At 64.9% G+C, this 22,353-nt stretch carries 21 protein-coding genes; 6 read left to right on the plus strand and 15 right to left on the minus strand.

Features of this window, described 5'->3' with window-relative positions:
• Window positions 1–100: 100 nt before the first annotated feature.
• The 4 genes from J4D28_RS02870 to hmgA form a co-directional block, all read right to left on the minus strand.
• Complete coding sequence (locus J4D28_RS02870; protein ID WP_009047043.1) at window positions 101–1,471, minus strand: aromatic acid/H+ symport family MFS transporter; 1,371 nt, start codon at window positions 1,469–1,471, stop codon at window positions 101–103.
• Window positions 1,472–1,637: 166 nt separating this feature from the next.
• Window positions 1,638–2,276, minus strand: a complete 639-nt coding sequence (gene maiA / locus J4D28_RS02875; protein WP_016701733.1) for a maleylacetoacetate isomerase — start codon at window positions 2,274–2,276, stop codon at window positions 1,638–1,640.
• Between the two features lie 15 nt (window positions 2,277–2,291).
• Window positions 2,292–3,596 carry a fumarylacetoacetase gene (gene fahA, locus J4D28_RS02880; protein ID WP_053268234.1) on the minus strand — a complete coding sequence of 435 codons (1,305 nt, stop codon included), beginning with the start codon at window positions 3,594–3,596 and terminating at the stop codon, window positions 2,292–2,294.
• Between the two features lie 3 nt (window positions 3,597–3,599).
• A complete protein-coding gene (gene hmgA, locus J4D28_RS02885; RefSeq protein ID WP_041985896.1) occupies window positions 3,600–4,904 on the minus strand; it encodes a homogentisate 1,2-dioxygenase in 1,305 nt (434 codons plus the stop codon).
• 166 nt (window positions 4,905–5,070) lie between these two features.
• On the opposite strand from hmgA, the gene J4D28_RS02890 reads away from it, so the two are divergent.
• On the plus strand, window positions 5,071–5,862 hold the full coding sequence (locus J4D28_RS02890; protein ID WP_009047039.1) for an IclR family transcriptional regulator: 792 nt from the start codon (window positions 5,071–5,073) through the stop codon (window positions 5,860–5,862).
• A 152-nt stretch (window positions 5,863–6,014) separates the two neighbouring features.
• Here the strand turns inward: J4D28_RS02890 and J4D28_RS02895 are convergent, their stop codons facing one another.
• The 9 genes from J4D28_RS02895 to J4D28_RS02935 all read right to left on the minus strand — a co-directional run bounded on the left by J4D28_RS02895 (window position 6,015) and on the right by J4D28_RS02935 (window position 16,969).
• Entirely contained in the window at window positions 6,015–8,558 is a 2,544-nt protein-coding gene (locus J4D28_RS02895; RefSeq protein ID WP_103330548.1) for a LuxR C-terminal-related transcriptional regulator, read from the minus strand.
• Window positions 8,559–8,707: 149 nt separating this feature from the next.
• Window positions 8,708–10,075, minus strand: coding sequence for a DUF1329 domain-containing protein (locus J4D28_RS02900; protein WP_103330550.1), 1,368 nt, complete (start codon window positions 10,073–10,075; stop codon window positions 8,708–8,710).
• A 23-nt stretch (window positions 10,076–10,098) separates the two neighbouring features.
• The gene (locus J4D28_RS02905) at window positions 10,099–11,892 is read right to left on the minus strand and encodes a DUF1302 domain-containing protein (protein ID WP_009047036.1); all 1,794 of its coding nucleotides are present in this window, start codon (window positions 11,890–11,892) and stop codon (window positions 10,099–10,101) included.
• 589 nt (window positions 11,893–12,481) lie between these two features.
• Window positions 12,482–12,838: a hypothetical protein gene (locus J4D28_RS02910; protein WP_103330553.1), complete on the minus strand. Its 357-nt coding sequence runs from the start codon at window positions 12,836–12,838 to the stop codon at window positions 12,482–12,484.
• Between the two features lie 105 nt (window positions 12,839–12,943).
• A complete protein-coding gene (locus tag J4D28_RS02915; protein ID WP_009047034.1) occupies window positions 12,944–13,855 on the minus strand; it encodes an SDR family oxidoreductase in 912 nt (303 codons plus the stop codon).
• A gap of 212 nt (window positions 13,856–14,067) precedes the next feature.
• Entirely contained in the window at window positions 14,068–14,970 is a 903-nt protein-coding gene (locus J4D28_RS02920; protein WP_009047033.1) for an alpha/beta fold hydrolase, read from the minus strand.
• Entirely contained in the window at window positions 14,970–15,752 is a 783-nt protein-coding gene (locus tag J4D28_RS02925; RefSeq protein ID WP_016701726.1) for a class II aldolase/adducin family protein, read from the minus strand. The genes J4D28_RS02920 and J4D28_RS02925 overlap by 1 nt, the downstream gene beginning before the upstream one ends.
• Before the next feature lie 154 nt (window positions 15,753–15,906).
• Window positions 15,907–16,593, minus strand: coding sequence for an LrgB family protein (locus J4D28_RS02930; protein ID WP_016701725.1), 687 nt, complete (start codon window positions 16,591–16,593; stop codon window positions 15,907–15,909).
• Window positions 16,583–16,969, minus strand: a complete 387-nt coding sequence (locus J4D28_RS02935; protein WP_016701724.1) for a CidA/LrgA family protein — start codon at window positions 16,967–16,969, stop codon at window positions 16,583–16,585. Before J4D28_RS02935 ends, J4D28_RS02930 begins: the two co-directional genes overlap by 11 nt.
• Window positions 16,970–17,079: 110 nt before the next feature.
• Here J4D28_RS02935 and J4D28_RS02940 point away from each other — a divergent pair, with 110 nt between their 5' ends.
• On the plus strand, window positions 17,080–17,976 hold the full coding sequence (locus J4D28_RS02940) for a LysR family transcriptional regulator (protein WP_038582043.1): 897 nt from the start codon (window positions 17,080–17,082) through the stop codon (window positions 17,974–17,976).
• Here J4D28_RS02940 and J4D28_RS02945 read toward each other — a convergent pair.
• Complete coding sequence (locus J4D28_RS02945; RefSeq protein ID WP_038582045.1) at window positions 17,957–18,412, minus strand: flavodoxin; 456 nt, start codon at window positions 18,410–18,412, stop codon at window positions 17,957–17,959. The genes J4D28_RS02940 and J4D28_RS02945 overlap by 20 nt on opposite strands.
• 155 nt (window positions 18,413–18,567) lie before the next feature.
• On the opposite strand from J4D28_RS02945, the gene J4D28_RS02950 reads away from it, so the two are divergent.
• Together J4D28_RS02950 and J4D28_RS02955 are read left to right on the plus strand one after the other, a co-directional pair.
• Window positions 18,568–19,041 carry a PAS domain-containing protein gene (locus J4D28_RS02950; RefSeq protein WP_009047027.1) on the plus strand — a complete coding sequence of 158 codons (474 nt, stop codon included), beginning with the start codon at window positions 18,568–18,570 and terminating at the stop codon, window positions 19,039–19,041.
• A 55-nt stretch (window positions 19,042–19,096) separates the two neighbouring features.
• Window positions 19,097–19,702, plus strand: coding sequence for a hypothetical protein (locus J4D28_RS02955; protein ID WP_023969630.1), 606 nt, complete (start codon window positions 19,097–19,099; stop codon window positions 19,700–19,702).
• Between the two features lie 30 nt (window positions 19,703–19,732).
• Here J4D28_RS02955 and J4D28_RS02960 read toward each other — a convergent pair whose 3' ends face one another.
• On the minus strand, window positions 19,733–20,692 hold the full coding sequence (locus tag J4D28_RS02960) for a MerR family transcriptional regulator (protein WP_101281826.1): 960 nt from the start codon (window positions 20,690–20,692) through the stop codon (window positions 19,733–19,735).
• Between the two features lie 213 nt (window positions 20,693–20,905).
• Here J4D28_RS02960 and J4D28_RS02965 point away from each other — a divergent pair, with 213 nt between their 5' ends.
• A complete protein-coding gene (locus tag J4D28_RS02965; protein ID WP_103330555.1) occupies window positions 20,906–21,478 on the plus strand; it encodes an antibiotic biosynthesis monooxygenase in 573 nt (190 codons plus the stop codon).
• Window positions 21,479–21,640: 162 nt separating this feature from the next.
• Entirely contained in the window at window positions 21,641–22,351 is a 711-nt protein-coding gene (folM, locus tag J4D28_RS02970) for a dihydromonapterin reductase (RefSeq protein ID WP_009047023.1), read from the plus strand.
• Window positions 22,352–22,353: the final 2 nt, after the last annotated feature.

Genomic DNA, 22,353 nt, shown 5'->3' on the forward strand with positions numbered 1-22,353 from the left:
CTTCGTCGGCGAACGGATTGCCCAGTACCAGTCGCCCCGGGGCCTGACCCTGGCCTGCGTGCCGATGATCAAGCATCTGGCACGCTGAGCCCGCGCTCGTTCAGGGTTTGAGCGGCGCCTGCAGTTCCGGGGCAGGCCCCGCGCCTGCCGAAGAAGCCTCGGACGGCGAACGCACCTGGATGATCAGCAACGCCGCAATCACCGCCGGAATCGCGCAGAAGAAAAAGATCTGCTGCACCGGGATGTGCATCGCCAGCAGCAGGCTGCCGAACAGCGGGCCGAGGATCGAGCCGAAGCGGCCGACGCCCAGGGCCCAGCCGGTGCCGGTGGCGCGGACATGGGCCGGGTAGAAGTTGCTGGCGAAGGCGTTGAGGGTCAGTTGGCCGCCAATGATGCAGAAGCCGGCGGCGAAGACGAAGGCCACCAGGTAGCGCGGGTTGTCGTGGTTCAGGCCCAACAGAAGGGTGCACAGCGCCGCGCCGGCCAGCACCGCCGAGAGCAGCCGCACCTTGCGTTGCAGGCGGTCGGCGAACCAGGCCATGCAGATCGCCCCCAGGGTACCGGCGAACAGGAACATCGAGGTCACCAGGTTCGCCTCGTTCAAGCCAAGGCCACTTTCCAGCAGCAGCGACGGCAACCAGCTGATCATGAAATACAGCAGGATCAGGCTGACGAAAAAGGTCGACCAGATCAGCAGCGTCGGGCGCGCATAACCGTGGCGGAACAACTCGATCACCGTGAGCTTGCTGCCCTGCTCGGCCTGGTTCTGCGCGGCCGAGGCGGCCGGTGGCTGCCAGTCCGGCAACATGCGCGCGGTGACCTTGCGCAGGCGTGCATAAGGCGGCTGATCGCGCAGCAGGCGCGGCAGCGACTCAGGGAGGAACCAGACCAGGAACGGGAACAGCAGCAACGGCGTGACACCGCCGGCGAGGAACACCGCCTGCCAGCCGAAGCTGTCGATGAAGCCCGCGGCGACAAAACCGCCGGCCGCGCCACCGAAGGAGAAACCACAGGCGGCCAGGGTCACCATCAGGGTGCGCAGACGCGGCGGCGAATATTCCGACATCAGCGCCATGGCGCTGGGCATCGCCCCGCCCATGCCGATGCCGCAGATAAAGCGCGCGACCATCAGGCTGTTCAGCGAATCGGCGAACACCATCATCACCGTGAGGCTGGCGTAGATCAGCACGCAGGCCAGCAGGATCCGCCGCACGCCAAAACGGTCCGCCAGCGGCGTCACCGCCAGCGAGCCCAGGGTCAGACCCAGCAGGTTGGCACTGAACACCGGACCGAACGCGGCTTTCTCCAGGCCCCAGTCCTGGGCCAGGGCCGGCACCACATAACCCAGCACCTGGGCGTCGTAGCCATCGGTGACCAGCAACAGGGCCAGAAGCAGAAGAAGCAACCACTGATAACGCGACACGGGACGGGCATCGAGCGCCTCCCGGAAGCTGGCAATCTGATTGTGCATCGCAAGGTACCTGCTGGTTTTTATGGTTATGGGAGCCGGCAGACCGTCATTGCTCTTGGGCGGCAATGATCGGTCTTGTGTACGTCTTCAGGTGCGGGAGCGGGCTTGCACCTACGGGCATATCTTCTATTGCGGCTGCCACAGGCCGTGGCAGCGGCAATAGAGGTCAGGCAGGCGTATCGGGCTGGTTGGCCGGATGGGCCTTCTGGAACGCCGGGTGTTCGGCGGCCAGGGCGGCGACCCGGCGAATCCGCGGGTAGGCGTCCAATGGCACCTTGAAACGCTCGGCCGCGTACAGCTGGGGAATCAGGAAGGTGTCGGCCAGCCCCGGTTGCTCGCCGAAGCAATAACCCTGCTCGCCGATCAACTGCTCGACCGCCGCCAGGCCATTGCTGATCCAGTGGCCGATCCACTCCAGCACCCGGGCCTCGTCGTAGCCCCACTGGCGCAACAGGTTCTGCGTGCTGGAGTTGTGCAGCGGATGGATATCGCAGCCGATCAGCAACGCCACTGCCCGCTCGTGGGCGCGGGCCGCCAGCTCCTGGGAGAGCAGCGGCACCTGTGGATAACGTTCCTCCAGGTACTCGATGATGGCCAGCGACTGGATCAGCAGCTCGCCGTCATCGGTGCGCAAGGCCGGCACGCGGCCTTGGGGGTTGATCCGCAGGTATTCCGGCTGGCGGTTGGCACCGCCGGCGGGGACCAGCAGGTTGACCGGCAGCGCCTGGTAATCCAGGCCCTTGAGCGCCAGGGCGATGCGCACCCGGTAGGAGGCGGTCGAGCGGTAGTAGGTATAGAGCTCCATGACGCGCACCTCTTCTTAACGGGCAGGCAGGATTTTGCCGCGGCATTCGCCGAAACCGATGGAGGCGAAACCCTCGCGGCGGCAGCGGCCGCGCAGGATGATTTCGTCGCCGTCCTCGAGGAACTTGCGCACTTCGCCGGAAGCCAGCTCGATCGGCTTCTTGCCGCCTTCGGTGATCTCCAGCAGGCTGCCGAACTGGCTGCTTTGCGGGCCCGACAAGGTGCCCGAACCGAACAGGTCGCCGGCCTGCAGCTGGCAGCCGTTGACGCTGTGGTGGGCGACCATCTGCGCCACGGTCCAGTACATGTACTGGGTGTTGCTCAGGGTCAGGCGGTGGGCCGGCAGGCCTTGTTCGCGCATCGCTTCGGTGAGCAGCAGCACTTCCAGCTCGATGTCGAAACCACCGGCGGCCTGGTCGCGCTTGTCCAGCAGGTACGGCAGCGGCTGCGGGTCGCCTTCGGGACGTGGCGTCTGGGCACGGCGGAACGGCTCCAGGGCTTCGGCCGTCACCACCCACGGCGAGATGCTGGTGATGAAGCTTTTCGACAGGAACGGGCCCAGCGGCTGGTATTCCCAGGCCTGGATATCCCGCGCCGACCAGTCGTTGAGCAAGCAGAAACCGGCAATGTGCTCGGCGGCGTCGCCAATGGCGATCGGCTCGCCTATTTCATTGCCCTGGCCGATCCAGATGCCCAGTTCCAGCTCGTAGTCCAGGCGCGCGCATGGGCCGAAAGTCGGCTCGCTCTGGCCGGCGGGCAGGGTCTGGCCTTTCGGCCGGCGTACGTCGGCACCAGAGGGGCGGATGGTGGACGCGCGGCCGTGGTAACCGATCGGCACGTACTTGTAGTTCGGCAGCAGCGGGTTGTCCGGGCGAAACAGCTTGCCGACGTTCTGCGCGTGCTCGATGCCGACATAGAAGTCGGTGTAGTCGGTGATCTTCGCCGGCAGGTGCATCTGGCAATCGGCGGCCAGGGGCAACAGCTTCGCCCCCAGGGCCTCGACCTTGCCGCGCAGGCTGCTGCCTTCGCCGAGCAACTCCAGCAGGCGTTCGCGCAGGGCGACTCGGGCCGGGCGGCCCAGTTCGAAAAAGGCATTCAACTGGCCGCCACGGGTGGCTTCCACCGCGGCCTTGGCCGGGCCCTCGAACAGCCCGGCGTCGAGCGCCGCTTCCAGGTCGAAGATGTGCTCGCCGATGGCCACGCCGCTGCGTGGCGCCGACCCCTTGTGGCTGAACACCCCCAGCGGCAGGTTCTGCAACGGGAAGTCGGCGTGGTCGTTGGCGGAGGCAACCCAGCTGCGGGTGATGGTTGGCTGATTCATGGGTTATTTCCGATTCGGGTTGAAGGTGGCGGGCAGCGAGGCCCAGCAAGCATCGTAGTCGTTCTGCAATTGCCGGCACTCCAGGGCGAACTGGCTCGGACGCAGCACCTGGCTGGTCTCGAACATGAAGGCCATGGTGTTGTCGATCTTCGCCGGTTGCAGCTCGGCGTTGATGGCCTTGGTGCAGCTTTCGCCATCCGGACCGTGGGCGCTCATGCAGCTGTGCAGCGAAGCGCCGCCGGGCACGAAACCTTCGGCCTTGGCATCGTAGGCGCCCTGGATCAGGCCCATGTATTCGTTCATCAGGTTGCGGTGGAACCACGGCGGCCGGAAGGTGTTCTCGGCCACCATCCAGCGCGGCGGGAAGATCACGAAGTCGAGGTTGGCCAGGCCGTGCACGCTGGTGGGCGAGGTCAGCACGGTGAAAATCGACGGGTCCGGATGGTCGAAGCTGACGGTGCCGATGGTGTTGAAACGGCGCAGGTCATATTTGTACGGCACATTGTTGCCGTGCCAGGCCACCACGTTCAGCGGCGAATGATCCAGCTCGCAGCCCCACAGCTCGCCGAGGAACTTCTGCACCAGAGTGGTCGGCTGCTTGAGGTCTTCGTAGTGAGCGACCGGGGTCAGGAAGTCCCGCGGGTTGGCCAGGCCGTTGCTGCCGATCGGCCCCAGGTCGGGCAGGCGCAGGGGTGCGCCGTGGTTTTCGGCTACATAGCCGCGGGCCTGCGGGTCGAGCAGTTCGACGCGGAATTTCAGGCCGCGGGGCAATACCGCGATCTCCAGCGGCTCGACTTCCAGTACCCCAAGCTCGGTGGCGATACGCAGGCGGCCCTGTTCGGGCACCAGCAGCAACTCGCCGTCGGCGTTGAAGAACACGCGCTCCATGGAGCGGTTGGCGCGGTAGGTGTAGATGCTGATCCCGGCCGGTTTCTGTGCTGCCGAGTTGGCAACCATGTTCACCAGGCCGTCGATGAAATCGGTGGGCTCGCTGGGGATATCCAGCGGGTTCCAGCGCAGCCGGTTGGGGGTGATTTCGCCCAGCGGTCCGCCCGCCAGTTGGCGGTCCAGCTTGACGAACGCCGGGTGGTTGGCCGACGGCTGGATGCGGTACATCCAGGTGCGCCGCGCTTCGCTGCGGGCCATGGTGAAGGCCGTGCCGGAGAAGAGTTCGGTGTAGAGGCCGTACGGGGCTTTTTGCGGGGAGTTCTGGCCAACGGGCAAGGCGCCTGGCAGGGCCTCGCTGGAAAACTGGTTGCCGAAGCCCGACTGGTACGCCAGCCCGGACGCCGTGGAATCGAGGTTCATGGAGCCTCCTGGAAGTGGAGTTGGCAGCGGCCAGCGACTCCATGGGAAGAGCTCTCGGCACGCCTGCGTTATTTTTATCGTAATCCAATTACGGATAACGTAATTTGATTGGTATTGACCGTCAAGCTATAAAGACGCCCATTCGTCCCGGGATCACACCGCCTCCATGGAAAAGCCGCGCAGCACCAGCGACAGCAACGGTAAACAGAAAGTCCGCTCGGCCGAGGTCGGCACCGACATCCTCAAGGCGCTGGCCGAGCTGTCGCCGGCCACCTCGCTGTCGCGCCTGGCCGAACACGTGCAGATGCCGGCGAGCAAGGTCCACCGTTATCTGCAGGCATTGATCGCCAGCGGTTTCGCCGAACAGAACACCGCCACCAACCACTATGGCCTGGGCCGCGAGGCCTTGCGGGTCGGCATGGCGGCGCTGGGCAGCATGGACGTATTGAAGGTCGCCGCCCTGCCCCTGGCCGAGCTGCGGGATGAGTTGAACGAGACCTGCTTTCTCGCGGTATGGGGCAACCAGGGCGCGACCGTGGTGCATATCGAACCGGCCGTGCGTGCGGTGACGGTAGTGACGCAACTGGGTTCGGTGCTGCCGTTGCTCAGCTCGTCCACCGGGCTGGTATTCGGTGCCTACCTGCCGAACCGCGAGACCGTCGATTTGCGCGAGCAGGAACTCAAGGCCCACGCGCCTCACGCGCTGGCGGACGATCAGGTGTATGCTGCCCTGTGCGAGCAGATTCGCCAGCGCGGCCTGCACCATGTGCATGGCCTGCTGATGCCCGGTGTGGATGCCTTGTCGGCCCCGGTGTTCGACGCCACCGGCAAGGTCGCCGCCGTGCTGACGGTGGTCGGCCCGACCTCGCTGTTCCACGCCGACGAAAACGGCCCGGCGGCGCAGCGCCTGCTGGCGGCATCCCAGGCGGTGAGCTGGCGCATGGGCTACCAACCCTGAAGCCCCCTGTAGCCGCTGCCGCAGGCTGCGATCGGCGGCGCAGCCGTCGCCCCCCCCCTGACGACGCGGTACCTCCGATAATTCGCGAAACCTTTCCGTTACGACGGCTACATCGGAATACCGCCCACACCGATCGCAGGCTCCGCCAGCGGCTACAGCATCAACCCCAACGTCTTGGCCTTGGCCACTGCCTGAGTGCGACGCTCCACCCCGAGCTTGCTATGAATACGCCGCGCGTGGGTTTTCACCGTGTGCAGGGAAATGAACAGCTGCTCGGCAATCTGCTGGTTGGAGCTACCCAGGGCAATCAGTTGCAGCACCTCCAGCTCCCGCTGGCTCAGCGGGCTCTCCCCTGCCGCCGGCAGCGGCACTTCTTCGGGCTCAGCCACTTGCTGGACGTCAAACATCCGCGGCTGGCGCAAACGCAATTCATGCAGCGCCTGGTGCAGGTTGCAGCGCGCACCGAGCTCCCGCCCCTCTTGCAAGGCACGGGCGGACAACGCCCGATCCCCCAGCAGAAAGGCGACCTCGGCCAGGGCCAGCTGCAACTCGGTCTGCAGGCACAACATGCCCCGCTGCCGGGCCTGTTCGAGCAGGCGCTGCAAACTTGCCACAGGCGCCTCGGCGCGCTGCAGGTACACCTCGGCCAGCACCAGCAGGTATTCGATACGCGGAATCAGTTCGAGAGTGGCCGGTGGCGCCTGACGCGCCTGCGGCCCGCGGTAGTGACGCAGCACCCGGCTCAAGGCCTCCTGGGCCAGTTCCGGCCGGCCCTGCTGCAACCAGAACACGCTGCTGACCTGCAGCAGCACGGCGCGGTACACGGTGTCGGGAATCTGCCGTTGCTGCATCAGCCGCTCGGCATCGCGCAGGCGCACAAAGGCATGGGCGTAGTCGCCCTGGTTGGCGGCGAGAAACGCCTGGCCGAGAAATCCGTACAAGGCGCGTTTGTCATGGCTGAGCAGGCAGAGCTCGAGCCCGTCCTGGAAATGCCCGGCGGCCTGTTCCGCCTGGCCCTGACGCAAGGCCAGGCGCCCGCGACGCAAGGCGATCCGCCCCAGCAGCGGGCCGACCCGATAAGCCTGGCGACTCAATAATCGCTGCACCTCGTCCAGTAGGCTCTGCGCCCTGTGGGGCGCCCCGCGCTGCTCCAGCAACTGCGCATGGTCCAGCTCCAGCAGCGCTTCGAACACCAATGAATGCTGGGCCCGGGCCAGGCACAGCGCCTCGCGGTTGAGCATCTGCGCCACCTCCAGTTCACCCCTGAGCAAAGCCTGCTGGGTCAGGCCCGAAAGGCACAGCAGGCGGGTCGGCCAGGCATGGGCCGGCAGTTCGGTCAGCGCCTCGAGAAAATGCATCCGCGCCGGTTCCATCAACCCTTGCAGATGCAGCAGCCACCCTTGCTGCGCCTGCCAGCGCGCCACCAGTTGCCGCTGCCCGGAGGCCGTCGGCTGCGGCGCGAAACGCGCCATCTGCGCCACGCAGGATTGCGCCTGGTCGAACCGCCCGGCGAACAGCAAGGCCGCCGTCAACAACCCCACCAACTGCGGGCTGCCGAGCAGCAGCTCGTCGCCCTGCTGTTCATGCAGACGCAACAGCAACACCACGTTCTGCTGCTCGAACAGTTGCTCGAAACTGAAGTGCTGCAACAGGCTGACCGCCACTTCGTATTCCTGCGCCAGCAACGCCTGCTCAAACGCCGCCTGCCAGTCCTCCTGCACAGCGAACCACTGGCAGGCGCGGCGATGCCAGGAGCGTCCCGCCGGCCAGGGCTCGTCGCGCATCAGCCGGGCCAGGGGGGCGAACACTTGCAGCCACTCCGGCGCAGGGTCCCAGGGTTCGATGAAGCAACCCAGTTCCTGCAACGCCCGCAGGTACTGGGCGCCCTCCCCGGCGCCGAACAGGTGCTCGCACAACGCGGCATTGAAGCGCGGCAGGTGCGCCAGCACATGCCAGACTTCGGACAGTTCCGCCGGCAACACGCTGAACAGCTCGTGCTCCAGGTATTCCAGCAGGGTATTGGGCCGCCCCTGCCGGCACGGCGCGGCCGCCAGGTCGCTGCCTTCGAGCAGGGCGATGCGCACGCCGGCGCACCAGCCGGCACTGCGCTGGAAAATCCGGCTGGCGGTATGGATCGACAAGGGTTGCGGCAGTTGCTGCAGCAGTCGCTCGATGTCCTCCTGGGTGAATGCCAGCTCGGGCCCCGTGCATTCGTGGAGCTGGTCGTCGAGCAGCAGCCGCGGCCAGTTGCATTGCGGCCGGCGGCGGCCACCCAGCCACCAGGTCAGCGCCGGGTTGCCGATCGCCAGCAGGCGGTCGAGCAGCAGGTCCAGCTGCGGCGCGGCGACCCGGCAGTAGTCGTCGAGGAACAGCCAGGTCGGGGCCTGCACCTGCGCCAGATGCTCCAGCACCGCAGCCTCGTCCGCCGCGGCCAGGCCCAGCGCCCGCGCCAGCTCGCCGCACAGTTGCAGCGGTGTCTGCGCCGCCCCGGCCTGGGGCAACCAGCACACCCGGCATGCGGCCGGCGCCTGCAACAGGCACTCGGCGAGCAGGGCCGTCTTGCCGCTGCCGGCCGGCGCACAGAGCAGTTTCACCCGCGCCGGCGATGCCAGGAGCGGGGCACTCAGACGGCTGCGGGACAGGTGGTGGGAGGACAAACGGGGCAGGAATCCAGGACAGGGGGTCATGGCGGTCATTGCGGCGTGCCTTTTTTATAGTTTTAGCCTGCGTGCCCTCACCCTAGCCTTGTCGCCGGTGCTTGTTGAGAAGTATTCAGCGCGCTGATCCGCGCCCATAAAAAAGGCGACCGGTCGGTCGCCTTTTGCCATCGTTTGCATCCAGGGCCTTACCGCACGCCGGCTGCGCGCAGGGCGGCCGGGGTGTAGTCGGCGGCCTTGGCGGCGAAGCCGAACTCGAAGCTGTGCTTCTCTTCGTTCTTCATCCCCAGGGCGATGTAGCGCCCGGCGATGATGTCGTACAGCGCTTCGAGGGTGTAGGCCGGCACCTGGGCGTTGTAATAGAACTGCGCATGCCCTTCGGCCACCCGCCACAGCTGGCCGCGACCGTCGTAGTGATCCACCAGCGCCACCTGCCAGCTGTCTTCGTCGATGTACATGTGGCGCTTGGCGTAGATATGCCGCTCGCTCGGCTTGACCGTGCCGATCACCTCCCAGACCCGGTGCAGCTCGTAGCGGGTCAGGTCCTGGTTGATATGCCCGGCCTTGATGATGTCGTCGTACTTGAGGCTCGGCGAATCCAGCTTGTAGCTGTTGTAGGGGATGTACATCTCCTTCTTGCCCACCAGCTTCCAGTCGTAGCGGTCCGGCGCGCCGGAGAACATGTCGAAGTTGTCCGAGGTGCGCAGGCCGTCGGCGGCGGTGCCCGGCCCGTCGTAGGCCACTTGCGGGGCGCGGCGCACCCGGCGCTGGCCGGCGTTGTAGATCCACGCCAGGCGTGGTTCCTTCACCTGGTCGAGGGTTTCGTGCACCAGCAGCACGTTACCGGCCAGGCGCGCCGGGGCGGTCACCGCCTGCTTGAAGAAGGTCAGCACGTTGGCGCCTTTTTCCGGGTCCAGGTCCGGGATCTGCTGCGGCACCGCCACTTCTTCCTCGAAGCGGATCGGCGTGTAGCTGCCTTTGGTCTGTGGCGTGGCCTGGGTGATGATCCGGCGCAGGTTGCCGCCGCGATAACGGGTGGTGTGGTTCCACAACACTTCCACACCGGTCTTCGGAATCGGGAAGGCGTAGTAGCGGTTGCCGGTGAAGTTGGCCAGGCCGTTGCCTTCGTTGATCGAGGTGACGTTCAGCGCGCTGCGCTTGGCCGACTCGTAGATGTCCGCCGGCAGGCCGACCGTGCGATGGGTCGGGTAGACCGGGATTTTGTAGGTTTGCGGGTAGCGCTTGAACATCGCCACCTGGCCGTCGGACAGCTTGTCCTTGTACTTGTCGACAGTCGCCGCGGTGATGGTGAACAGCGGCTTCTCGCTGGCGAACGGGTCGGCGAGAAAGCCCTTGGCGTCCACCGCCCCGGCGTTCTTGCCAATGCCGCCGGTCCAGGCCGGGATCGAGCCGTCGGCATTGCCGGCCTTCTGGGCACCGAGCGGGGTCAGGCTGGTGCCGAGCTTGTCCGCTTCCTGCGGGGTGACCGCCGCCATCACGTTGACCGCCAGCAGGGTCAAGGCCAGGGCACCGCATTGCAAAATCGTCTTGCGCATAAAGTTGTCCTTCCTGGGTCGGGTCAGAAGTTCACGCCAAAGCTCAACGCGAGGAAATCGCGGTCTTTGAGGGTGTTGTAGTCACCGCCGAAAAAGTCGGTGTAGCTGAGGCTGGCGGTATAGGTGTTGCGGTAGTCGGCATCGACCCCGAGGCTCACCGCCTTGGCGCCTTCGTTGAACAGGCCGTTGGGCCCGTAGCCGTTGACGTCGTGGGACCAGGACAGGTTGGGCTTGAGGTTGATCCCGGCGATCAGGTTGTTGTAGTCGAGAATCGCCCGGGCGCGATAACCCCAGGACGTGGCCGTGACGAAACCGTCGGTATCGCCGCCGAAACCGTACTGGCCGTAGACCGAGTCGCGGCCGTAGCGCAGCTGGCTTTTCGACTCCAGGCCACCGACATGCACGATGGCCGCCTCGCCCACCAGGGTCAGGCGGTCGGCGCCCAGCACCTGATCGAAGAACTGGGTCAGGGTGCTCTGGACCTGGGTGATTTCCTTGCGCCGGTAACCGGTGTTGTCGGCCCCCGCGGAGGTCCGCACCGGCGACGCCAGGCCACCGGCGATCGGGTTGACCAGGGCCAGGGTCAAGTCGTTGGTGTTGACCTGCACCGGGGCGTTGGGCCGGTAGCTGATCTCGCCGGTCCAGGCGGTGCCGGTGGGCAGCGTGGTGGAGAAGCTGGCGCCGTACAGGCGGATGTCTTCCGGGTATTCGAGGTAGTACTGGCCGCGCCCGAGCATCACGCTCTGGGCCAGGGCCGAACCGGTGCCCGGAGCGATCCTGTTGGCGCTGCTGACGATCCCCGGGATGCTCGCCAGGGTGCTGCTCCCGGCGGTGATGGTGCCGACCGTCGGGGTGCGGGCGTGGTAGTTCATGAAGTACAGGCCGTACTCGGTGTCGTCGCCCAGCCAGCGCAAAGCGGTGCCCCACTGCCCGGAGTCGCGGGCATCGCGGTCGCCGGCGCGGCCGATCACCACGCCTTCGGGGGCCACGGTGAAGCCCTGGCCGAACGCCGCGGCAATCGGTTGCAGCGGCCGGATCGCCGGGCTGCCGACGGTGTATCCCGTGGTGCAGCCGTCCGCCACCACGTCGTTGCCGAAGAAGGTGCCGCAGTTGTCGACCACGGTCTGGTCCCACTCCAGCTGATAGAAACCTTCCACGGTCAACTGGTCGGTCAGGCCCTGGGAAGCGAACAGCATGTTCACCGGGATCAGGCCTTCCTTGATCTCCGCGCCAGGACGACGGAAAGCGGACACGTCGATCGGGTTGATGCTGTTGATCGAGTTGCCGATGAAGGTGCTCTCGCCCCAGCTGACCACCTGCTTGCCGGCGCGCACAGTGCCCGGCAGGTCGGCGATGGAATAGTTGTGATAGATGAAGGCGTCGAGGATCTGCCCGCCGGACGACTTGGCGCCCTCCTTGCGGTTGTGGTCGCTGATGGGCTTGAACTCGCGGTCTTCGTCCTTGAGTTCGAAGTCGTACCAGTATTTGCCCCGGACGAAGACGCCGGTGTCGCCGTATTTCAATTCAAGGTCGTGGATGCCCTTGAAGATCTTCGAGAAGGTCTCGCCCTTCTTGAAGTTCAGGCGCCCGTCGTCGCCAGTGGAGGACTGCCCGCGACCGCCGTTGGAGACACCCACCAGGTCCTTGTCGGCATCGCGCATGCCCCAGCTGGCGCCGATGGACAGCGAAGAATCGAACTGCCCCTCGATCTCCCCGATGTTGAATGAAACGGCCTGCGCCTGGGCGCAGCCCCCCAAGGCCACCGCGACGGCCAGCGTCCGCGGTGTGAAGATGGCGCGCATTGTTGTTTTTGTCATGCGTCTTCCCCGGTGAGTGACAGAAGGCCTCACCCTACTGCCGGGGCACGGGAGCGATAAGCGCACCAAGGAGGTATTCGCGCTGTCGTTCGAAAGGATGAATGCCCCCGCCAGCCGGGCCTTTGCGCGGTGCATCGACGGGCTGGATGGACGGGTATCAGGTGGATGGATTGCGCACTTGCAGGGCATGTCCGCACGGCGTGCACTACTATTGCCCAGGCTGTAACAGTCCTTGTCCACAATCGCTATTTTTCATTGAGCGGCCAGCCCTTATTCTGGCCTCGCTCTCACGGCAAACAGCCACGCAGAGTCGCCCAGAGGTGTGATCACGCCACCTTGGAGGCAAGAGGATTCAGAAGGTTTGAAGCAAGGATATTCAGATCTTCACCGGGTGTTCACTGACGTTGATTTGTTGCTCCTTGATCTAACGTCTTCTTTCGGCCGCTGCCTTGCAGCGGCCTTTTTTATGCCCACAGTTTTCTGTAGGAGCGAGCTTGCTCGCGAAGAACCTCAACGATGATGCGGTGTGGCTGATGGAGCGCCGCTTTGCGGCTATCGCGAGCAAGCTCGCTCCTACAGGGGGGGCATTTCAGCCTTTGGGCTCGTCGGGTTCGCAGTGGAAGCGATGCAACACACGATGGGCCACCGGCGCCAGGATCAGGCCGAAGGCGGCAACGAACACCAGGTTGGTATAGAGGCCGTAGCTGGCGAAGAACAGCTTGCCCCCCGCCGTGGCGGGCATGGCTGCGGGCCCGATGCCGCCGAGCATCATCGCGGCGTTGAACAGGGCGTCGTAGCCGCTGACACCCGGCTCGAAATACAGATGCCCGGCAATCCCCAGCAACAGCGAGATACCGATCAGGCCCAGAGTGGCCAGGACGTGCAGAAACAAGCGGCGCAGAAACAACAGGCGCGATAACAGCGGCTGGGTCTTGGATTCGTACATGGGCTGCGTGTCCTTATGCGGTCGATGTTCGACGAGCATAGTGACCCACGCATCAGGCGTACAGCCGCGCGGGCCGCGGCTGTACGGGTCGGCCGGAGGGCTGCTTCAGATCGTGTATTTCTGCAGGTTCTGCATCATCTCTCTCAAGGCTTCGATATTGTCCTTGGGGTGCGCCGCGCCTTCGAAGTCGCAGATCTGCTGCCAGTGTGCGGCGACATCTTCCGGGGAGAAACCTTCGCGCGGATCGAAGCCCAGGCCCAGGCTGCGCTCCCAGCGCACCTTGCCCATCCAGCCACCGCCGACTTCGAACAGGCCGGAGGTCTCCTGGCAGTTCTCGCTGCCCAGGTACACCACCAGCGGGCTGACCAGCTCCGGCTTGAGTTGCTCGAACACCTGCGGCGGGATCAGCCCTTCGGTCATCCGCGTGCCGCCGGTTGGTGCGATGGCGTTGACCAGGATGTTGTTCTTGCGGCCTTCGATGGCCAGGGTGCGGGTCAGGCCGTAGAGGCCGAGCTTGGCCATGCCGTAGTTGGACTGGCCGAAGTTGCCGTAGATGCCGGACGTGGACGCGGTGAAGATCACCCGGCCATAACCCTGCTCGCGCATGTGCGGCCAGGCGGCGCGGGTCACCTTGTAGGCGCCTTCGACGTGGACACGGTACACCAGGTCCCAATCGGCGTCTTCCATCTTGTGGAAGGTCTTGTCGCGCAGGATGCCGGCGTTGTTCACCACCACATCCACCCGGCCGAAAGCATCCAGGGCGTTCTGTACGATCTTGTCGCCATCGGTCACCGAGTCATGGTTGGCCTCGGCGATGCCGCCGGCTTCGCGGATCTGCGCCACCACCCGGTCCGCCGCCGAGGCATTGGCGCCCTCGCCCTGGGTCGAGCCGCCCAGGTCGTTGACCAGGACCTTCGCCCCGTGCCTGGCGAACAGCAATGCATGAGCCTGCCCCAGACCGCCGCCGGCACCGGTGACGATCACGACTTTATTCTCGAAGCGTACAGACTCACTCATACCGAACTCCCACAGGCCAGATGGACAACAGACGGACAACGACTTCGAGTCTCAGGCACGCGGCTGGCGGTCACAATAAACACGGCTGGAGCTGAATGGTGCGCAATAAGGCAGGGGGATGATCGAGGGGTAACGATGTGGAGGGATGCACCAGCGCCTGGCGCGCACAGGCCAAGTTCGCAGCATCGCGATAGCTGCGGACAGCGGGTGTCTCAGGAACAGGCCAGTTTGCGCGGCGGAAACTCCAGGCTGTCGCGAAAGGCCAGATAGTGCTTGAGCACCTGGACCGGGGCTTCGGTCTGCGGGTAGTGACCGATACCGGCCAGCAACACGGTATCCGGGGCAGGGATCAGTTCGCAGTAACGCTCGACCATGTGCGCCCCGGAAATCGGATCCACCGCGCCGTCGATCACCCGCAGCGGCACGTCGCCGCGCTGCATCGCACTCACCCAGCGGTCGCGCTGCACCCGGCGCTCGGGAATGTAGCCGATCAGCTTGTGCAGGATCCGCGGGCCGTTATTGGCCTCCACCAGGCTCCAGAAGTCATCCAGCACGCTTTCGCTGGGCCGGGTCTGCGGGCCGAAGATCTGGGCGAAGCTCTTGGCCAGGCCCTCACGGCTGAAGACGCGGCCGAGCATCCAGCCCAGCGGGCTGAGCAGCAGCTTCTGCGTCAGCACCGGACGATGGGTTTCCGGGAACAGGCCGCCATTGAGGAACACACAGCTGGCAATGTCGCAGCGCTCTTCGTAGTGCCGGGCGAGCATTTCCTGGGCGACGCTGTCGCCATAATCGTGGGCCAGCAGGTGCACGGGGGTATCGACCCCCAGGTGCTCGAGCAAGGCCTGTTGCAGGTCCGCCTGCTCCAGCAGGCTGTACTCGTGGTTCCGCGGCTTGGCCGAGTCGCCAAACCCCAGCATGTCGCAAGCGATCACTCGATAGCGCTGGGCCAGGGGTTGCCACAGGTAATGCCAGTCCCAGGCAGCCGTGGGAAAACCATGGATCAGCAGCAGTGGCTCGCCCTGCCCCGCGGTCCAGTAGCGAATGGCATGGCCGCGAAACACGAAACTATGTCCGCGCTTGCGCCACACGCACAGAGGAATCTCGGCCATAGGCATCAGAGTTTATAACCCGCGTCGTGTTTATCGAGTTTGCGCAGCAGTGCCGGCCATGCCAGCGCGCCGCCCATGCCTTGAGCGCTTTTGGTGACCCCGGCGATCATCGCCTTGGCCCCGGCCAGAATCTGCGGCTCGATGGCGATCAGTTGCGCCGCACCGTTCTGCGCCAGCACCTGGATCTCGCAGGCGCGCTGGAAGGTGAACATCATCAGGAAGGTGTCGGCGATGGTGCCGCCACAGGTCAGCAGACCGTGGTTGTGCAGCATGAGGAAATTGCTGTCGCCGAGGTCGGCCTGCAACCGGGCCTTTTCCTCGTGGTTCAGGGCCACGCCTTCATAGGCGTGATAGGCCAGGCTCGACAGCACGAACAGCGACTGCTGGCTGATGGGCAACACCCCCTGCTGCTGCGCGGACACCGCGACCCCGGCCGCGGTGTGGGTGTGCAGCACACAGGCCACATCGTGCCGCACTTCGTGCACGGCGCTGTGGATGGTGTAGCCGGCGGGATTGATCTCGTAGGGGCTGTCCATCAGCTTGTTGCCGGCCTGGTCGACCTTCACCAGGCTGGAGGCGGTGATCTCATGGAACATCAGGCCGAACGGGTTGATCAGGAAATCTTCGGTGCCAGGGACCTTGGCGGAGATGTGGGTGAAGATCAGATCGTCCCAGCCATGCATCGCCACCAGGCGATAGCAGGCGGCCAGATCGACGCGGGTCTGCCATTCGGCGGCGCTGACCTGGTCTTTCACACTCGATGTCGACGGAACGGAGGATAGGCTCACGGCAAGGACCTCAGTGACGGCAGTTTTTTTATTATTTTTTCGGACGTGGAGTCAGTCTAGTCAGCCCCTCGGGTTCAGGTAGTTGCCTTTGCAGCCAGCTTACTGACCGAGCGAGTCAGTGGTCATTTTAGTTCCAATCGGCACAGGTCAAACGTCAAAGCAACGACGCCAATAAAGGGGCGGCGAACAGGTTCAGCAGGCCGGTGAGAACCATCACCAGCCCCGCCACCGAGCCCTCTTCACCGCCGACTTCATGGGCGCGGCTGACCCCGGCGCCGTGGGCGCCGACCCCAAACAACGCACCGCGAGCCAGGGCGCTGCGCAGCGGCAGCCACTTGAGCAGGACACCGCCGAGCATGGCGCCGAACACTCCGGTGAACATCACGAACACCGCCGTCAGTTCGGGTACGCCGCCCAGGTCATGGGCCAGCGGCATGGCGAAGGGCGTGGTGATCGAACGCGGCACCAGGGACATAGTCACCGAGCTGTCCAGGGCCAGCACCCGCGCCAGTCCGAAAGAGCTGGCGATGGACGCCGCGCTGCCCGCCAGCATGCCCAGCAGCAATGCCGGCCAATGGCGAATCAGCAGTTGCCGCTGCTGCCAGATCGGCACCGCGAAGGCCACGGTGACCGGTCCCAGCACCAGCATCAGCCAGTGGGTGTTGGCGGAGTATTCGGCATAGGCGGTGTGCAGCGGCACGGCGATCGCCAGCAACAGGGCCGGCACCAGGATCAGCGGCGACAGCAGGTAGCGCCCGGTGCGCCGGTAGATCCAGCGACTGAACAGATAGGCCGCGAGTGTCAGCAGCAACCAGAACATCGGCATGGGTTCAAGCGTCATGGCGCATTCTCCAGCGGCACACCCATTCCACCGTGAACGCGGTGACCAGCATCACCATCAGCGTACTGACGCCAATCACCAACAGGATCCGCCAGCCGTCCTGGCGCAGCAGGCCGCCGTAGTCCAGCAGGCTCATCAGCGCCGGAATGAAGAACAGCAGCATCTCGGCCATCAGCAGGCCCGCGCCCATCTGCAATGCCGCCGGCTTGATCCAGCCCAGGGCGAACGCCAGCAACAGCAGGGCCAGGCCGACCACCCCGCCAGGAATCGGCCACGCCAGCCACCCGGCCAGCTGGCAGCCGAACAGATAAATAGCCAGCAACACCGCCAGTTCGGATAACAGGCGACCCAGGTGTTTCAAGGTGGAAGCGTTCATGAATTCGGTCCTCGCAGGCCTGCATTTTAGGCAAGCGCCTGCCATCACCGAAGCGAATTGTTAGACTGGAAGCCATTCCAGAATGGAATTCAGAGCACGGACTCAAACCCATGGACTTCAAACAGCTGCGCAGCTTTGTCGAAGTGATTCACCAGGGCGGCTTCACCCAGGCCGCCAAGACCCTGCACATCAGCCAGTCGGCGGTGAGCAAGCAGATCGCCCAGCTGGAGCAGAGCCTGGGCACGCCATTGCTGGATCGCCAGGGCTCGCACATTCACCTCACTGCCGCCGGCAGCGTGGTGCTGCAACGCGCCGAAGGCATGCTGCGCCTGCGCAATGAGTTGCTCAGCGAGCTCGACGACCTGAGCCTGTTGGCCCGTGGGGAATTGCGCCTGGGCCTGCCCCTGCTGGGCAGCGACGCACTGTTCGCCAGCCTGTTCGCCGAGTACCGCCGACGCTACCCGAACATCAGCGTGCAGTTGCTGGAAGGCGGCAGCCTGAATATCGAACAGGCGGTGCTCAATGGGGAACTGGAGATCGGCGGCAGCCTGACGCCCAAGGATCCGACCTTCGCCTACCAGCCGTTCTGCGACGAACCGCTGGATGCCTTGCTACCGGCCGATCATCCGCTGGCGATGAACGCCCAGGTGCGCCTGGAGGAACTGGCGGACACGCCGTTCCTGCTTTATCAGCGCAGTTTCGTGCTCAACGACCGGCTGCTGCAGGCCTGTCAGCAGGTGGGGTTCACCCCGAAGGAAGGTGGGCGCAGCGGCCAGGCGGACTTTCTCGCCGCCCTGGTGGCCGCCGGGCAAGGCGTGGTGCTGTTGCCCAGCGTGGTGGCGCGCGGCCTGGTCCGGCCCGGCGTGGTGCGCCTGACGCTGAAAGCGCCCGACTACCTGCGCTGGGACATCGCCTTCATCTGGCGTCAGGGCGCCTATCTGTCCAAGGCCGCGCAAGCCTGGCTGGCGCTGCTGCGCGAGCGTCCGGTCAGCCGCGCAGAGCGCTGATCAGCTCGGCCAGCCAAGGCTCGGCGTCGGTTTCCGGGGTCACGCTTTCGCTGGCGTCCAGGCGCAGCATTTCCAGAACTTCCCGCACGCCCAGTTCGGCGAACAGCTCGCGCATCTGCTCGCCACCGCCACAGAAGGTGTCGCCATAGCTCGAATCGCCCAGGCCGATCACCGCGCCGGGCAAACCGCGCCAGGCCGCCGGCAGTTGATCGCGAATGGCCAAATACAGCGGCAACAGGTTGTCCGGCAGCTCGCCCATGCCGGTGGTCGAAGTCACGGCCAGGAAGGCCTCGGGGCCGAACGCCTGGACGTCCGCGAGGGTCGCGCGCGGGTTGTGCCAGGCCTCGAAACCTGCGGCATTGAGGAGTTTGGCGGCGTGCCGGGCGACTTCTTCAGCCGTGCCGTACACCGAGCCGGAAAGGATGGCGACTTTCATCAATCTGATCCTGAAGCTGAGTAAAAGGCTGGGATATTAGCAGCTGCGCGATAAAATCCAGCCTTGTAGCGCGATTTACCCATAATGGCCAGTGGACAGCTTCGCGCCATGTCTTAGAATTGCCGCCACTTGCCGATCGCTTGCGGAAGCTCCCGATGATCAACGCCCACCTGCTGCAACTGGTGATCAACGCCTCCAACGACGGGATCGTCGTTGCCGAACAGGAAGGCGAAGACAACATCATCATCTACGTGAACCCGGCGTTCGAACGCCTCACCGGCTACAGCGCCGACGAGGTGCTGTATCAGGACTGCCGCTTTCTCCAGTCGGGCGACCGTGACCAGCCGGGAATCCCGCTGATTCGCCAGGCCCTGGATAGCGGCCAGCCCTGCCGCCAGGTGCTGCGCAACTACCGCAAGGACGGCAGTCACTTCTGGAACGAGCTGTCGATCACCCCGGTGTTCAACGAAAGCGACCAGCTGACCTATTTTGTCGGTGTGCAGAAAGATGTGACGGTCCAGGTCAAGGCCCAGCAACGGCTGGCGCAGGTGGAAAAGGAGCTGGCCGAAACCCGCGCGAAACTCGCCGATTACCAGGCGACGAATGGCGCTAACAAGATGTCGAATTAGTTGTCAGTACGCTTAATCACCAATGATTTTGTCACTTTCTCCTTCGAGCAACATCATGCGCCGTGACGCTCTCCTCACCCAGGATGAACTGGACTTCATTCAGACCATGCAGCACAACCCGCAACTCAACGTGCGGGATGCGAACTCGAGCCTGCTGGTCAACGGGGGCTCACAGATCCGCGACCTGCTCACCCGCCTGGCGGCCAACGAGCAAGTGACCATCCAGGCGCACTTTGAAAACCAGCAGATGACCTTTCCCCTGCACCTGGTGGAAGACGAATTCCATGCCCTGCATCTGCGCCTGGGCGTGCCGAGCATCTTCGAGGACGGGCCGAGGGTCCGCCCCTGGCGCCTGACGCTGGACGAGCCGGTGGCCCTGGAAAACGCCAAGGGGCAGCCCACCGCGTTGTGGGTGCATGAGGTGTCGTTCAACAGCGTGTTGCTGGAGATCCGCAACCGGGCCAAAGCGCCAAAGCAGTTCGCCCAGTGGTTCAGCCCCTCGGGCTACGAGCGCATCGCCCTGCGTGGCCGCCTCGAACGCCAGACCGAGGCAGGCTTCTATGCCTATCGGTTGAACCAGAGCGACAAGGATGAAACCGAGCGCCTGCGCCAGTTCATCCTGCAGCAGCACCGCCTGGCACACCCCAACCTGCACGTCTGAAGTCGCACGTTTCTCTGCCTGGGTATGAACTCAGGTATCGAGCGTGCCGCTGAGAAACTGCCGCAGGCGCTGCATCATCAAACGTCCGTCACTCCCCAGGCAGCCCACCGGCGAAGCGTTCAGGCTGTCCTGGGCCAACTCGGCGACATCCCCCGCCAGCATCAGCGGACACTCCAGGGTCAGCGCCAGGCGGTTCAAGCGCCGAGGCAGCTCCGGCGCCGGGGCGTGATTGGAAAACAGCACCAGCGCCTGGGGTTTGATCTTCTCGCAGACCAGGGTCAGTTCATCGAACGGCTGCCCCAGCGCCAGCACCCGCACTTCCACTTCAGCACTGCCCAGCATCAGCGCCGCCACCAGCAACTCCAGCTCCCGGCATTGTCCGGCAAGCGCCGCCAGCAGCACCGGGCGCGGCTGGCTGCCGCGCTGCAACAGCAGGCGCTGGGAGATCCGCGAACGCAGGAATTGATCGAAGAACAGCCATTCGCTGGTGTGGCCGTAAGGTTCCTGGTGCTGCGCCAGCTGCCGCCAGAACGGCATGAGGATGTCCTGGAACACCACCGACAGCGAATAGCTGGAGAAGATCTGGCCGTACAGCCGCTCCAGGTACGGCTCGTCGAATTCGCCAACCGCCCGCTTGAGCTGCCCCTGCCACTGCAGGTAATCGCCCGATTCGCTGTCGCCCGGCATGGCCTGTGGCGCCTCGCGGGCGGCCCGGGTCTTGGCGAGGATCTTGCCGACCTTGCTGACCGCGACACCACGATCGATCCAGCCGAGGATCTCGCGGACCGTCTCGACATCGCGCATCGAATACAGACGATGCCCACTTTCGGTGCGTGTCGGCTGGATCAAGCCATAGCGACGCTCCCAGGCCCGCAGGGTCACCGGGTTGATCCCCGTGAGCCGTGAAACTTCCCGGATCGGAAACAGATCGTCCTGCGAGGGCTGGTCGAGGGGCTGTGTCGGGCGGGCAAGTTCAGTAATGACGGGCATCTGGGCAGAAAACACCGATGGATAAAGTGACGGCCATTCTACTCCCCATCGGTGACAGTTCTTCAACACAGGGCAAAGCGACCGCTGCCTCTGGTGTATTTGTCACAATCAGGAATAATCCTTGCTTGCTTTCAAGACGCAGCCCAATACCCCGGAGCTGCGTCCGGCGTACTGCCTTACCCAGGCAACGCATTGGTTTTACGGAGATACATAATGTCTACCTCACCCGTCACCCTGATGGTCGCCCGGCGTGTCGCCGATGGCCGTTACCAGGACCTGATCGCCTGGCTGCGCGAAGGCGAACAATTGGCCACCGACTTCCCCGGTTATCTCGGCTCCGGCGTGCTCGCCCCGCCGCCCGACGATGACGAATTCCAGATCATCTTCCGCTTCGCCGACGAGCAGACCCTGCACGTATGGGAGCACTCCGCCTCGCGCACGGCCTGGCTGGCCCGCGGCAGCGACCTGTTCGCCCATCCTCATGAACACCGGGTCAGCGGCATAGACGGCTGGTTCGGCGCGGCCGGCCAGCGCCCACCCCGCTGGAAACAGGCGATAGCCATCTGGCTGGCCTTCTTCCCGGTGTCGCTGATCTTCAACTTCATCCTCAACCCGCTGCTGGGCGAACTCAGCCTGGTGCCGCGGGTGCTCGTCAGCACCCTGGCCCTGACGCCGCTGATGGTCTACTGGTTCATTCCGCTGTCCACCCGCCTGTTGTCCGGATGGTTGAACAGCACGCCAGCCCGTCCGCTGCCGACAGCACCGTCCCCACAGAGCCACCTGTAGCAGCCGACTCGCCGGCGATGAGCGATAACGCGGTCTGCCAGACAGACCGCGGCGCCATCATCGCGGGCAAGTCGAATCGCCGTCCGCTCGCTCCTGCAGCGGCTTGGGCGAACCCCGCCCGGCGCTGGTATAGTTTTGCTCTACCTGCGACGCGAGCCGTTCATGACTACTTCCCCTGCCCCGATCCTGATCACCGGCGCCGGCCAGCGTGTCGGCCTGCATTGCGCGTTGCGCCTGCTGGAAGACGGTCATCGGGTGATCATCAGCTACCGCACCGAGCGCCCGGGCGTGCAGGCCTTGCGCGAGCGTGGCGCGATGGCCCTGTTCGCCGACTTCTCCAGCGAAGCCGGGATCCAGGCCTTCATCAGCCAATTGCACGAGCACACCGACAGCCTGCGGGCGATCGTGCACAACGCCTCGCAATGGCTGGAGGAAACACCCGGCCAGGAAAGCGCGGCCTTCGTCGACATGTTCAGCGTGCACATGCTCGCGCCCTACCTGATCAATCTGCATTGCGCCGACCTGCTGCGACGCGTGAGCCCCGCCGACATCGTGCACATCGGCGACGACGTCACCCGCCGCGGCAGCAGCAAGCACATCGCCTATTGCGCCACCAAGGCCGGCCTCGACAGCCTGACCCTGTCCTTCGCGGCGAAATATGCCCCGACGATCAAGGTCAACGGCATCGCCCCGGCTCTGTTAATGTTCAATCCCGACGACGACGCGGCCTACCGCGCCAAGGCCCTGGCCAAGTCCGCCCTGGGCATCGAGCCCGGTTGCGAAGTGATCTACCAGAGCCTGCGTTATCTGCTCGACAACCCTTATGTCACCGGCACTACCCTGACCGTCAACGGCGGGCGGCACCTCAAGTAAGG

Origin of the sequence: Pseudomonas sp. GW531-T4, assembly GCF_017349615.1 — a bacterium.
Taxonomy (GTDB): domain Bacteria; phylum Pseudomonadota; class Gammaproteobacteria; order Pseudomonadales; family Pseudomonadaceae; genus Aquipseudomonas; species Aquipseudomonas chlororaphis_I.

Excerpts from the sequence above, each read along its gene's own strand:
- J4D28_RS02870 (WP_009047043.1), bottom strand. The coding sequence starts at position 1,471 with ATGCACAATCAGATTGCCAGCTTCCGGGAGGCGCTCGATGCCCGTCCC.
- maiA (WP_016701733.1), bottom strand. The coding sequence starts at position 2,276 with ATGGAGCTCTATACCTACTACCGCTCGACCGCCTCCTACCGGGTGCGC.
- fahA (WP_053268234.1), bottom strand. The coding sequence starts at position 3,596 with ATGAATCAGCCAACCATCACCCGCAGCTGGGTTGCCTCCGCCAACGAC.
- hmgA (WP_041985896.1), bottom strand. The coding sequence starts at position 4,904 with ATGAACCTCGATTCCACGGCGTCCGGGCTGGCGTACCAGTCGGGCTTC.
- J4D28_RS02890 (WP_009047039.1), top strand. The coding sequence starts at position 5,071 with ATGGAAAAGCCGCGCAGCACCAGCGACAGCAACGGTAAACAGAAAGTC.
- J4D28_RS02895 (WP_103330548.1), bottom strand. The coding sequence starts at position 8,558 with ATGACCGCCATGACCCCCTGTCCTGGATTCCTGCCCCGTTTGTCCTCC.
- J4D28_RS02900 (WP_103330550.1), bottom strand. The coding sequence starts at position 10,075 with ATGCGCAAGACGATTTTGCAATGCGGTGCCCTGGCCTTGACCCTGCTG.
- J4D28_RS02905 (WP_009047036.1), bottom strand. The coding sequence starts at position 11,892 with ATGACAAAAACAACAATGCGCGCCATCTTCACACCGCGGACGCTGGCC.
- J4D28_RS02910 (WP_103330553.1), bottom strand. The coding sequence starts at position 12,838 with ATGTACGAATCCAAGACCCAGCCGCTGTTATCGCGCCTGTTGTTTCTG.
- J4D28_RS02915 (WP_009047034.1), bottom strand. The coding sequence starts at position 13,855 with ATGAGTGAGTCTGTACGCTTCGAGAATAAAGTCGTGATCGTCACCGGT.
- J4D28_RS02920 (WP_009047033.1), bottom strand. The coding sequence starts at position 14,970 with ATGCCTATGGCCGAGATTCCTCTGTGCGTGTGGCGCAAGCGCGGACAT.
- J4D28_RS02930 (WP_016701725.1), bottom strand. The coding sequence starts at position 16,593 with ATGACGCTTGAACCCATGCCGATGTTCTGGTTGCTGCTGACACTCGCG.
- J4D28_RS02935 (WP_016701724.1), bottom strand. The coding sequence starts at position 16,969 with ATGAACGCTTCCACCTTGAAACACCTGGGTCGCCTGTTATCCGAACTG.
- J4D28_RS02940 (WP_038582043.1), top strand. The coding sequence starts at position 17,080 with ATGGACTTCAAACAGCTGCGCAGCTTTGTCGAAGTGATTCACCAGGGC.
- J4D28_RS02945 (WP_038582045.1), bottom strand. The coding sequence starts at position 18,412 with ATGAAAGTCGCCATCCTTTCCGGCTCGGTGTACGGCACGGCTGAAGAA.
- J4D28_RS02950 (WP_009047027.1), top strand. The coding sequence starts at position 18,568 with ATGATCAACGCCCACCTGCTGCAACTGGTGATCAACGCCTCCAACGAC.
- J4D28_RS02955 (WP_023969630.1), top strand. The coding sequence starts at position 19,097 with ATGCGCCGTGACGCTCTCCTCACCCAGGATGAACTGGACTTCATTCAG.
- J4D28_RS02960 (WP_101281826.1), bottom strand. The coding sequence starts at position 20,692 with ATGCCCGTCATTACTGAACTTGCCCGCCCGACACAGCCCCTCGACCAG.
- J4D28_RS02965 (WP_103330555.1), top strand. The coding sequence starts at position 20,906 with ATGTCTACCTCACCCGTCACCCTGATGGTCGCCCGGCGTGTCGCCGAT.
- folM (WP_009047023.1), top strand. The coding sequence starts at position 21,641 with ATGACTACTTCCCCTGCCCCGATCCTGATCACCGGCGCCGGCCAGCGT.